Genomic DNA, 12,284 nt, shown 5'->3' on the forward strand with positions numbered 1-12,284 from the left:
TCGCCATCGGCGTCCACCGTCAGGACGGCCACACCAGCATCGCCGCCGCCCTACGTCACACCGCCCGCGACTGGCGAAGGCCCCTGACCGCCCCCGGCACCACCGGATGAATCCGGACAGACCTCGACCACGCAAGGGACCCTGAGTGACCACCGGCCACGATGCTGGCTCTCCCGTGTCGTGGGGGACTGTCAAACGAGTGGGTCTGTTCCGTAGTCGGTGGTGACGGTGAGTGCTCGCCTGTGATCATTGAGCGTGCATGATGCGAACACGCTTGTGGGAACGGTGTTTTCGGGGTTGTCGGCGTTGGTCATCGAGCATGTGGCGGACGGTGGCGAGATAGTCCGAGTTTCGGCTCGGACCCGGGATGTTCCCGTTCCCTGTCCGGTGTGCGGGGTGGTGACGGGGAGGGTCCACGGGTATCACGGCCGGACGGTGCGTGATGTGCCGGTCGACGGCCCACAGGTCGTGGTCCGGCTGAGGATACGACGGCTGGTCTGTCCGGTCCTGGGCTGCAGGCGGCAGACCTTCCGAGAGCAGGTCCCGGGGCTCCTGGAGCGCCATCAGCGCCGCACCACACGTCTGACCGGTCAGCACTCCGAGCTGGTCACGGAGTTATGCGGCCGGGCGTCCGCCCGACTCGCCCGATCCCTGGCCGTGCCTGTGTCGTACGCCTCCGCTCTGCGGCTGCTGCGGCGGGTGCCCGTGCCAGAGGTGCGGTGCCCGCGGGTGATCGGAGTCGACGACTTCGCCTTGCGGCGCCGGCACAGCTACGCCACGGTCATCATCAACGCCGAGACCGGTGAGCGGATCGAGGTACTGCCCGGCCGCGAGGCCGCCACTTTGGAAGCCTGGCTGCGTGGGCATCCGGGCATCGAGGCGGTGTACGGGGCGGATCGGCCACCTACACCGAGGCGGTCCGCCGAGCCCTGCCCGACGCGGTCCAGATCAGCGACCGCTGGCACCTGTGGCACAACCTTGCCGAGGCCGTCCGCAAAGAAATCGCCGCGCACAGCACCTGCTGGGCGAAAGCGGGCCCGCCCCCGGCTGAAGGGAGACAGGCCGCCACCACCCGGGAGCGCTGGCAGCAGGTCCACGCCCTGCGCGAGCGCGGAGTCGGGCTTCTGGAGTGCGCGCGCCGCCTGAACCTGGCTCTCAACACCGTCAAGCGCTACGACCGCGTTGGCGAGCCCGAGCGCCTCATCCGCGCCCCCAAGTACCGGCCCACTCTCGTGGATCCCTACCTCGGTCACCTGCGCCGACGCCGGCTGGAGAACCCGGCCGTCCCTGTCACCCATCTCCTCGAGGAGATCAGGGAGCTGGGCTACACCGGCAGCTCGAACCTGCTGGTCCGCTACATCAACCAGGGCCGTGTCGAGGCCGACCGGCCCGCCCTCTCGCCCCGCCGCCTGGCCCGCTACCTGCTCACCCGCCCCGACCGCCTCAAGGACCACCAGCGAGGACGCATCGAGGCCGCCCGCACCGCCTGCCACGAGATGACCGCTCTGGCCGACCTCATCCACCGCTTCGCCGTGCTGCTGGATCGCGCCGACGGCAATGCCCCCTGCTGAGCACCTGGATCACCTCGGCCCAGGCCGAGGACCTGCCCCACCTGCATACCTTCACCCGAGGCCTCGAGAAGGACCGCGCCGCAGTCGACGCCGCTCTCACCCTGCCGCACCACAACGGCGGCACCGAAGGCGTCAACAACAAAACCAAGCTGATCAAGCGCCAGATGTACGGCCTCGCGAGCTTCCCCCTCCTCCGCCACCGCATCCTCCTGGGCTGACCACACCGTCCGTCACCACCGACTACGGAACAGACCCGAGTCTCGATCAAACCCGGAACGGTTCAGATACGCCTTCCACCCGTCGGTCCGCTCGGACTGGGCGACCTTCCACGACCTCGCGACCCGGGGCCTGGCCGCCGGGCCTTCGGGCGGCATGAAGGATCTGGAGGCCGCGCTCTCTCTGGTCCGCGGCCGGCCGTTCGACGGGCAAGAATATCCGTGGGCGGTGTCGGTGCAGCAGGAGATGCTGTCCCGCATCGTCGACGTCGTGCACACCCTCGCCACCTGGCACACCGCCGGCGACACACCGGACTGGGACGCGGCCCGTGCCGCGGTACTGCGGGGCCTGGACATCGATGAGACCGCCGAGGTCCTCTACCGCGACTGGATCGCGATCGAGCAGGCCGCCGGAAACCACTCCGGTGCTCGCAAGGCGGCGGCCCGGGTCACCGAGGTTACCCGCGCCTACCACATCTCCATGGACGCACGCACCGAGCACGCCATCGCCGCGGTACTGGAGGAATCCAGGGACCTGGCGGCCGCGCACGGCGACGCCTGACACGACACGCGAAGCGGGCGCCGGCCGCGACGGGGGATCAGCGTAGCTCCGAAGCGAAGGAGGAAAGTCGTGGTCGCCCGCCCTGCGACTTGAAGTCACCGGAGCAGTCCAGGCGATCGAACTCCCGGAGGACTACACGAGGCAACGCTAGGTGCTTCGCAGTCTGCTCGAAGGGGCCGTCGACGGCACGGTCGACCACCGGCGCGCCCTCATCCACGTCCACGGCGCAGGTGCCCTCGGACCGCAACGGCAGCTCAACGCCGCCGCGTGGGCACTCGCCAGCACCTGGCGCGGCGCGGAGCTCACGTACGGGTTGTATGGGACGGCGGTGGTCATCGGCCCCAACCGATCCGACGGCGGCTCCAGCGGACTGCACCCCGGCAGGCGGGGAGGTGAGGGTGTTCTGCCCCTGCCTCCCCGTTGGCCTGCCTGGCTTCCTGCTCATAGTCGCTGACTGGGTTGCGGATGGTGGGTTGGGTTGCTGGCTGCCAGTGTCATGTGCAGATGTTGATGGTTTGGCCACTGGGGAGGGTGAGTTCGATGCTGCCGAGGTGGGTGGCAAGGCTTTGGGCGAATGTTGTGGTGTGGGTCAGGTAGTCGCCGGTCTGTGCTGGGTCGGCTGCTGTGATCTCGATTCGTGCGGCTGTGTCGCGCCTTCCGTCCGGTCCGGACGGGTATTTGGTGTCCAGCAATTTTCGGGTTGCGGTCACCTGCTGCGCGCGCAGGGAGTCGTCGGGGCTGAGGAGAGCCAGGTCCAGGATGAACCGGGTGCGCTGTGCGTCCCAGAAACCCGGCACCGGTAGGCGCTGGCTCCGCGCCGAGGCTGGTCCGGTGGTATCGCCGGTGCGGGTTGTGGGGAGGCTGGGGCCTTCTTGCTTGTCCCAGGCGACTGACGGTTCACTGCCCTTGGAACCAGGTCGATCGTTGGTGGGGGTCTGGACGTGATCCGCTGCTCGAAGTAGACGCGGAGCGCCCAGGAATGCTTGTGATTTTGCTGTATTCGCCGCTTCGATCGCCTCGGTGGTGTCGCCTGCCAGGGGACTGTTATCCGAAATGGCGCCCATTGGCGTCTGTACGGCTTCAGCGGCTGGCGTACTTGGCACGACCTGTGCGGCGTCCATGGGAGGCTCTGCAGGACGTTGTCGTGGCTGCCACGTCCGCGGAGCCCGGTGCGGGATCTTTGTCGGGGAGTCTGCAGTAGTCCCGCTGTTTGCCATCTCAGCGGTGTCTGAGGAGAGGCCGGGCGCCGAACTCTCGACAACGTCCCCATCAAGGGAACTGAAGCCGGGAGGAATCACGGACTCTGAACCGTCAGTGTTTCCGAGGAACTGGAGGGAACTGAAGTCGAGAGAAGTCTGGGGAGCTGAACTCTCGAGGGTGTTGATAGAATCCGTTGGGAATGTACTGCTGAACTCGTAGAAGTATGGCCCCAAAAGCTTCTGCAGATTTTCTGTCAGTTCTTTATTGCGGGCGAGAAAATTATCCAGAAGGCCCCGTGGCGGGTTTACTGGTAGCAGGGTGCGCAATTGTCCGAGCAAAATTTCCTGCGAGTACGTGGAGAGGGTGGATATCGCGTATAGAAGATCCCATATATTGCGCTCCAGTTGCCGTTTCTCGGCCTCGACACTGTATTGATACGCAGCGTCCAGACTGGACCGAGCCCATTCATTGGCTTCTGCCAAAGTTTTTGGGAGATCCAGTAGAGTTGGGTAGGGAAAACTCCAGGCGTGAACTTCAGTAAGAACGACGGTAGTTTCTTTTGGTTCCGATTCAGTAGTGAATTCCCACGAGGTCGGGTCTTGAACCCATCGCTCCCCAAGGTGCAATTGAACCTCTGGCAAAGAGCCGGCGACGAAATGGAAATCTCCGCTTACTCCCGAAGCCTCGACCCATGCTGGAATGGTCATCGGACCGGAGCCTAGCGCAAGATCGAAGACCATGGTCTCGGATTTCCCGTTGCGCATGACGTCCAGGCACGGTGCAACATGGTATCTCCAAACGACTCGGCCAGGCGCGAAGTTTGCCGCTCCCCTTGCATTGACTGAATAGGGACCCAAGTCTCCACTTCGCGCAATGAAAACTTTTCGAGGCATTACTCCAGAGCGAATAAGTTCGTCTGCCCACAGGTGCGCTCGCAGATAGCAGCCATCTTCTGGGTGCCGCGGGTCTACACGAGTCGATCCGTGTTGGGGGTGGCGGAAGCCTGTCTCATTCAATTTCTGGAACAGCGCGTTGGCCTGTTCCCAGGGTACCGGGCCACGGAAGACAAGATCTCCTAGCGCATGGCTGATTTGCCCTGAGTAAGCAGGCCATGCGCTGGTCAGGCTCTGCAGCATGTCGGTCGCATAGAGATTTTCCCAGGCTTCCGCGACCTGATGCACGCTGCGACTGCGGCGATCGAAGGCGCGCAGCAAATTTAGTCCCCGCTCGATGTCGCCCTTTTCGAAGGCGTCATGCACGGCGTAAGCATAAAGCATTACGTCTGGGGAGTTCCATTTGGCAGTTTCGTCCGGGAGTTTGATATGTTTCAGTTCTTGTTCGTCAGCAAAGACGCTGTCGCCGACCAAACCCATCAGGCGCAACACGTCAATTCGCGCATGCTCGGGCAGTCGACCATTACGTACAGCTTGATCGATGGCTTCTTGCAATGGCATGCCGAAAAGGCGTGAGAAGGTGCTCTGCAAACTGCTGGGGGTGTACAGCGTTGGTGTGGAAGCCCGCAGAGTCAGTACATGCAGCAGCCGCTCCACATCCACCGGTTGAGCCCTCAACAGCAATTCGATTTGTCGCGTATAGGATTCCTCGTAATCTTCTGATACTTGACCCTGAGGAGCAGCTGGAGCGCGGTGACCATTTTCAGCGTTTGCTGCAGCAAGTGGAGGCCTGGCTCTATGCGCACGCCGGGGTATCGAGTGTGCCCGGGGCAGCGTGTTTTCTGTGATAGCCTTGGAGGTGAGTTTCGTCGGCTTTTTGGGGGCTTTAGGGTGGGGGAGTTCATAGATAACCAAGGAGCTGGCCAGCGACTCGATGCGGGATAGGTTCTCGTCGCTCAACCAGCGTCCCGTTCCAGGGTCCCCAGCCATGACGGACGACTCGCTTGGGCGTGTACCAGAGGAGTCTGGATCCCTACGGAATAGCATATCGGGATCGTGATTTTGGTCCGGCAGTCCCAGCGCCAGATGGCCGTACTCGTGGCCTATCTGTGCTTTTGTTATTTGCGTTCCATCGGGATTTATCAGATGCAGGTCGGTGGTCGTTGTGTAACCAGGGGTCGCGTGTACGCGTACTACATGATGTGGCCGGTCTGACTCATCGAGGAAACCATCTTGCTTGCTGAGGAACTTGACGGTGAGATGGAGTCGATCCCCGTTTGGAAGTCGAAATCTGGGCTCGTTATAATTGTGTTCGACTGTCCCGGACATCTGCTGGGCGATCCACCGAACATCCTCGTACTTTATCCCACTCTGCGCGGATAGGTGAATGCGCGTTGTGAAATCAGTGATCCATTCTCCACCGGACAGCTGGAATCGCCGCACGTCCGCGCGGATAAACCCAATTGCGCCATCCAGCATTCCCGCCTGGGGTGCGTCAGAAATTAGGGGATCGAACCATTCGGTATCAAGGGCGGCGAATTTTGCGAGCGAATATTGTTTCGCAAATTCTTGCTTTTCTTCATCCATTGTCGCTTGCGCTCGCTCATCCGATCCAACGGCAGACTTATCATTCGGATGATCCTCTGCGGGACGGTGTTGCACCGAAACCGAAGGAGGCGCAGACATTGTCTCAGTAACGTCGGTCAGCGGAAATCCCGCAGTTGGGGCGCTGACGTCCTTGTCCGCCTGGCCGGCCGTTGTCACAGTGGGTTCGATCGCAAACCCTTCCTCCGTAGACAACTGAGACGCTTGCGAGGTGCTGGTTCCGACGGCGAAGGCTGACGATCGAACGCCGGGATGCTCGGTGGCATGCGCGATCGCCCTAGCGACCGCACTCTTCAAAGCTGCCGGCACGAGAGCCAGTTGTGCTGGCTTGCCTTCGTAAAAGCGTGCAACGTCGGAGCGCGGACTATCCAGGAACGCCTGGTTCTGCCATTTATCCCTGGGCTGGCTGGGCGCCAACCGTTGAGGAGCGGCGTATTGGGCCGCTTCATTCTCTCGCGAGAGATTCTCGGTTTGAGGGCTGTGGGTGCTGCTGGTGGCGTCTACCGCCGAGACAGGGGCCGCGCCCCGATCTTTGGCCGCGGAATGCTGGCGATCTTCGATTCGTGGGCTCGCTGGTGGTTGCCCTTCATGTTGACCGGCGTCCCCAGGCGCTTCTTGCTGCCGGAAACCAGGGGCGTTGGCAGGATGGCGAGAAGCATTATTGACCCTATGTGGATCACTTGCCGCTCCGGGTTCCGAACCTACGCCACCACGTTTAATCTCCCACTCCCGTGCAGCGGCCACGACACCGGCAAGCCTGAGAATGTGTCCCGGGTTCGGAGGGACTTGTCTGATGGCGTCATCGAAAGCCTTTTCCAGCCCCTTGAGCGGATGAGGTGTCAGCGTCGTGTAGATGATCGAGTTGTTGAAGGAATTCCAGTTGAAGCCCAGTCCATCGAAAGTCGAGTCGCCCAGCCCCTCATTGATCGGGGCAGTGGTCTGAGGTGTAGGATCCAACCCAATTTCTGCGCTGGGGAGAAACGGCGAGTCCAAGCCCATCTCTTCCGAGGTGGATTCGAGGTTACTTGGCAGATCGTCACCGAAACCGAAAAACATGGATGCGTCAAGACTTGCGATTTGCCGCAACGCGTCGCCATCAGAGAGGGATTCGCCAGTTATCCCCACCGATTCCAGATCGGTCGATTCCAACTGTATGCCGAAAAAGGCATTCCACGCTTCTTCTTCGTTCGTGCTGGAGAAGGAGTCATGGTTGGAACGGTCGGGGATGAAGACCTCTTCGCGCTCCTGACCTACCAAGGTTGCGGCCGAGTCCGACATACCAATTGCAGAACCGACGACCTCTGGTGGTCCAGTACGTATGGAAACGCCCAGCTCTTCCAGCTTGTCACGAAGAGCCATCGGGGTCTGAATATTTTTCCAATGCCAGTTTTGCATCGCGTAAATTCCGTCCCAGAGGTAGATCTCCCCAAGGTAGTGGAATTTAGCGCCTGGAACCGTGATCCTTTCTATGTGGCCAACGGGCATGTTCGCGATGGATTTGGCGTTACCTGCCATGGACTGCTTGTCGGCATACTGCTCGGCGGCGATCGTATATAGGTCATATATATGCGGGCGCCAACGCGCCCCTCGAAGAAATTCGCGCGTCTTCGAATCCGCAAATATCCGGCCATGCCGAATACCTTCCAGGGTTACCCAGAACGGTTCTTGCTTTTTGCCGTCTCCCTCGAGGGAGCCGTAGTTTGAAATGTATTCTTCGATGGCGTGAAGGAAGGCAGGATCCGCAAGTCTTTGCACTGGTCGCCAACCGAGTTCTTCCAGTCGGTTGAGCAGCGCCGGCGGCACCTTAGTCCAGCGCCCGTCGCTGACCTTATCCAGAAAGTTCCCGAGATCGACCGTATTGAGGTAGTCATATTTGGCATTGCTGAGCTCTTCGGTGTGGGCGCGAGGGACTGCGGCTAGGGAGTCGTGGCTGCTCGCATACTGCTCGGCGGCTTTCCCGTACTGTTCATACGTATGCAAACGCACGTCCATCGCGATCAGCTCTGCCAGCACCGCCTTAGGGACCCTAGTGCTTCCCCTACGGATATTACCCAGCAACATCCCTACGGGAATGTCCCCTACGGCAGTAACCTCCGAGACATTTGCGATAGTCAGATCCCTCTCGTAGATCTCACGGAGGGCTCTCAAGAAGTCCGTCCGGCGGGAGGTAACGGAGGTACGACTAGCCTGTGCAGCTGTAGTCGCGGTGTTGGCTGTACTGGACCCTGCCTCGGGTTCGAACTGCAGGCCTATACCAATCAATTTCTTCAGGGTCGTATTCGGCAGTTTCACATGCCCTCTGGAAACACCATCCAGCCATTTCCAGAGACCTTCTACACTTTTACCATTGACTATTTCGATGTGGCTCGCGGGGACGCCGCGGACGGATCCTTCATGGCCGTCGGCCCACTGCTGTGCGGCAGTCATGTACGTCGGGTTGCTTGCCCAGAGCATACCCATTTCAAGAAGCTCCGCTCGTTCCTCCGGGTCCTCCACTTTCCTGACCCCGAGTTCGATTTTGTGAAGCCAGTCCCAGAGTGGCTCGAGTTTTCCGCCTGGCATTTCTTCTCGATGGTTCCGAGGGACGCCTGCGAGCCATTTGCCACCGGTTCGGAGGTGATATTGGCGGGCTGCGGCCATTTTATTCGCATTCAAATGCTCGCTTACGGCGCGCCCCTTGCCTCCACCGGGCATCTGTTCGAATGTTTCGGTGACAATGTATTGGGCGATTTTGTTCGCCCGGTGACGAAGCGGCTGGTTTTTCCAGGCGCTATTCATGGCGCTGTACGCCTCAGCGAGTTTATCTTCGAGGTCGTCCTCGTGGAGCGGATATCCCCAGTCGTTAAGTTTCCTGCTGACGTCTTGGCGGATTATCTTCGCACCCTGGAAGTCGCGTGTTAGCAACTCATTCCAGGTCATTTGCGGTTCGGAGGATTCTGCTGGCGGCACCAGAGCAGACATAGTGATGGCTAGATTGGCCGCCGACTCCAAGGCTGCAGAGGTATCCTCGGCATCCTCTAGATGCGCTGCCACGAAGTACACTGCTTGCCAAGCTGGCGGCAGAGCCTCTAGCGGCATGTTGTTGCCGGAGTCGAAGTCTGGCATGGGTCCGAAGTACTGCCGGACAATTTGAGTAGCTGTGGTGAAGAATGGAGAATCCGTCCGGCTCTTACCTTGTTTCAGGCGGTTCACTATCGCCGCGACGTCAAAAGAGTGCGAATCAGGGGTGAGTCGCACGGTAAGTCCGACATCCGGACGCCGAATGGACTTGAGGCGTCGGGTTACTTCTTTTTTGCCGCTTTGCGATATTGTGTGAGTCCCGGACAATTGGCGAATTTCGTTGGCGTATGCCACGCGCAAAGCATTTATTACCCGTGTCACGGCGCCTCGGACCTCCCCAGCATCCAAACGCCCTGCTTCCTGTAGACCCCTGACTTCTGGCAGGACATCGAAGCACACTCTGTTTGGCGTCGCTTGGACAGCCGAATTTGCACCAGGGAATGCACCGTCATGAGAGCTCATACTGTGATACCTCTTTCAATTTGGATGGCCAAATCAGTGCGTTGCGGTGGCGAGCGCGGACACCTCACTCAGCGGGAAGGGCGCCATGGTACGCGCAGCGGATGCGGCGGGTGTCCACAAAACAAGTACACTCCCTTCTGAAGAGCGGCCGTGGAAATGTTTCCGTTCCGGTACATCGGCAGGCTGCACGACCGTGTTCGATGTTGGATTGCACTCGCTGCGAGAAACGGAAGTCTGTCCACCCTTGACCATCAGTGAAGGCGCCCCTCATGTAACGTCAAGAAATACTTTCATTCAGACTTTGTGGGTCCGAATGAGTCGTCGATCTCGAAGTCTTACCCCATCCATCAGAGCGCCCATCGAAGAGCGCTTTCGTTGAATCTTCGATAGATACAGGTCAGCCCGAACCCATATTGTGCACTCGGCTTATATTTTTCCGAATATGCAGTCCGGGGAAGTGCCCAAAATTCTTCGCCGTGTCCCTTTCGGGCAGTACCTTGCCACGGGAACGGCGTGTTTACTGAACTTGATTGAGTGATGTCGGTGCCGTTCGCCTGACAGTTGGTCGTCGGCACCGGTAGCCGTGGGGTGTGAGGTACGCGCAGGGCGGCGGGCTGACCGACGCCGAGATGACCATGCGGGAGCGGTTACGGCTCCAGGCCGTGGAGCGTTTCGAGGGCGGGCAGAAGAACGCGGAGATTGCCGCTGCCCTGCGGATCAGCGTGCGGTCGGTCGAGCGGTGGCGCCGGGCCTGGCGCGAGAGTGGAGAAGTGGGAGTCCTGTCGAAAGGGTCGCCGGGAAGACCTCGACTCAGTGAAGACCAGATCGCCCGGCTGGAGCGGGAGTTGGAGCGTGATCCACTGAGCTGTTTCCAACCTCAGTTTGAGCAGGTCAGATGCAGGGTGAGGACGGCCTGAACCAGGCTGGTGATGCGTGTCGTGGAACATCGCAGTTTGCGCAGGAGTCGCCAGGTCTTGAGGGTGGGCATGGCCTGCTCGACGAGCGCACGGATCCTCGCATGCGAGCGGTTGACAGCCTGCTGACCTGCGGAAAGCGTCTCCCAGCGATCCCAATGGGGCAGCCGTATGGTGCCGCCGGCGCCCCGGTAACCCTTGTCGGCCCAGCACTCCACGCCGACTTCCTCCAGGGCGTCGATGATGCCGTGGGTTCGCGCGGCCTTGATGTCGTGGACCGCGCCGGGCAGTGCAGGCGATGCCCACACCAGTCGCCCGGCGGGATCGGTGATGATCTGCACGTTCATGCCGTGCTTCTTATGTTTCCCAGAGTAGAAGGGCCGGTCGGCCGCGATTCGGTCGATCGGCAGCAGCGTGCCGTCCAGGATCACGAATGCCTTGGTGGAGGCGGTGCAGGCCGCGGTCCGCAGGTCGGGAGCCAGCGCGGCGAGGACTTCGACGGCCTCGGCCACGTACCGGTACACCGTCGCGATCCCGACTTCGAAGCCGGCGGCGAGGCGGGCGTAGGTGTCACCGCAGCGAAGATGCGCCAGGACCAGCAGCGCCTGGCGCCCTGCGGACAGACGACGCCACCGGGTGCCCTGCTCTCGATGCCGCGTGCTCAGCTGGCGGGCGAGAAATCGCAGGGACGAGGTGGACAGATCGATCCCCGATGGGTAGACAAGCACGCGGAAGCTCCTGGCTGGACAGTTGATCTCGACAATCACCCGTCTACCAGGAGCTTCTCTACGTCTCCGCACTGCCCCTCACCCCAACTCCCGTCACACGAAGCCAGGTTGGAAACAGCTCACTGGCTCACGGCTGGGCGGACCGGCGGTGGACCCTGGCACGGATCAAGACGCTGATCGGCCGGCTCTTCCACGTCTCCGACACAGTCGAGGGCACCTGGCGGCTGCTGAAACGCCACGGCTGGAGCTGGCAGCAGCCCACCAGACGCGCGATCGAGCGCGATGACGACGCGGTCGAGGTCTGGAAGAAGGAGACCTGGCCGCGGGTAAGAGCACCACGGCGGAGTGCAACGCCTGGATCGTCTTCGAGGTCGAGGCCGGACAGTCGATGACTCCGCCGCGCGCCAGGACCTGGGGCCGGATCGGTCAGACCCCAGCCGTGAAGGTGAGGGGCCGGGGCTCGGGGCGCGTGTCGATTGCGGGTATGGCCTGCTACAAGCCGGGCCAGCGGTCCCGGCTGATCTACGCGATCTGCGAGTACCGAGGCCGCAAGGACGAGCCGAAGGGCTTCAGCTGGCGCGACTTCCGCGATCTGATCGTCCGCGCTCGCATACAGCTCGGCGGACCGATCGTGCTTATCTGGGACAACATCCGCCTGCACCTGACGGCCGGCATACGCGAGTGCATCGACGCGAACGCCGAGTGGCTCACGGTGTTCCAGTTACCCACTTATGCACCGGACCTCAACCCGCACAGCGGCGGTCACCCTCCCGGGTGACGATCAGCATCGTCACCCACTCAACCAGCGCATGAGGCAGGTCCAATGCGGCAGGATACGTAATCAACGAGGCTCTCCGGCCGAAGAGTTGAGACGTCAGACATCTCGCTCAACCGCCGAGGAGCCTCGTCCGTTCTGCACCAATCTCCGACCAGCCGGCCGTCACCCGTCCATACCGTTCGTCGTGGGCCGTTCCGGTCATTCGTAGGATCGGAGCACCCAGGGGTGCTGGGTATGGCTGTCACCCGATAGCCGATGATGTGGCTTCCACTGATTGGCCGCCCGGCACCCCGCGA

The 12,284-nt window shown here is 61.4% G+C and carries 3 protein-coding genes and 4 pseudogenes; 4 read left to right on the forward strand and 3 right to left on the reverse strand.

The features are described from left to right. Positions 1-255 precede the first annotated feature (255 nt). Positions 256-1,789 (forward strand): annotated as a pseudogene (locus tag FNH09_RS39330) (ISL3 family transposase). 154 nt (positions 1,790-1,943) lie between these two features. Then, on the forward strand, positions 1,944-2,348 hold the full coding sequence (locus FNH09_RS39335; protein ID WP_152894670.1) for a bacterial transcriptional activator domain-containing protein: 405 nt from the start codon (positions 1,944-1,946) through the stop codon (positions 2,346-2,348). Between the two features lie 494 nt (positions 2,349-2,842). Here FNH09_RS39335 and FNH09_RS39340 read toward each other — a convergent pair whose 3' ends face one another. Beyond that, complete coding sequence (locus tag FNH09_RS39340) at positions 2,843-9,400, reverse strand: protein-glutamine glutaminase family protein (protein WP_152894671.1); 6,558 nt, start codon at positions 9,398-9,400, stop codon at positions 2,843-2,845. A 758-nt stretch (positions 9,401-10,158) separates the two neighbouring features. On the opposite strand from FNH09_RS39340, the pseudogene FNH09_RS39345 reads away from it, so the two are divergent. Beyond that, positions 10,159-10,431: pseudogene (locus tag FNH09_RS39345) on the forward strand (helix-turn-helix domain-containing protein); the annotation flags it as partial. 14 nt (positions 10,432-10,445) lie between these two features. Here the strand turns inward: FNH09_RS39345 and FNH09_RS39350 are convergent. Then, complete coding sequence (locus tag FNH09_RS39350) at positions 10,446-11,210, reverse strand: transposase family protein (protein ID WP_162469777.1); 765 nt, start codon at positions 11,208-11,210, stop codon at positions 10,446-10,448. A gap of 122 nt (positions 11,211-11,332) precedes the next feature. Between FNH09_RS39350 and FNH09_RS50350 the strand changes: the two are divergent. After that, positions 11,333-11,970: pseudogene (locus FNH09_RS50350) on the forward strand (winged helix-turn-helix domain-containing protein); the annotation flags it as partial. On the opposite strand, the pseudogene FNH09_RS39365 reads toward FNH09_RS50350, so the two are convergent. Further along, positions 11,963-12,055: pseudogene (locus tag FNH09_RS39365) on the reverse strand (IS5/IS1182 family transposase); the annotation flags it as partial. The pseudogenes FNH09_RS50350 and FNH09_RS39365 overlap by 8 nt on opposite strands. Between the last annotated feature and the right edge of the window lie 229 nt (positions 12,056-12,284).

This window comes from Streptomyces adustus (genome assembly GCF_009377175.1).
Taxonomy (GTDB): Bacteria; Actinomycetota; Actinomycetes; order Streptomycetales; family Streptomycetaceae; genus Streptomyces; species Streptomyces adustus.

Coding starts and splice junctions, on each gene's coding strand:
- FNH09_RS39335 (WP_152894670.1), top strand. CDS start 1,944: ATGAAGGATCTGGAGGCCGCGCTCTCTCTGGTCCGCGGCCGGCCGTTC.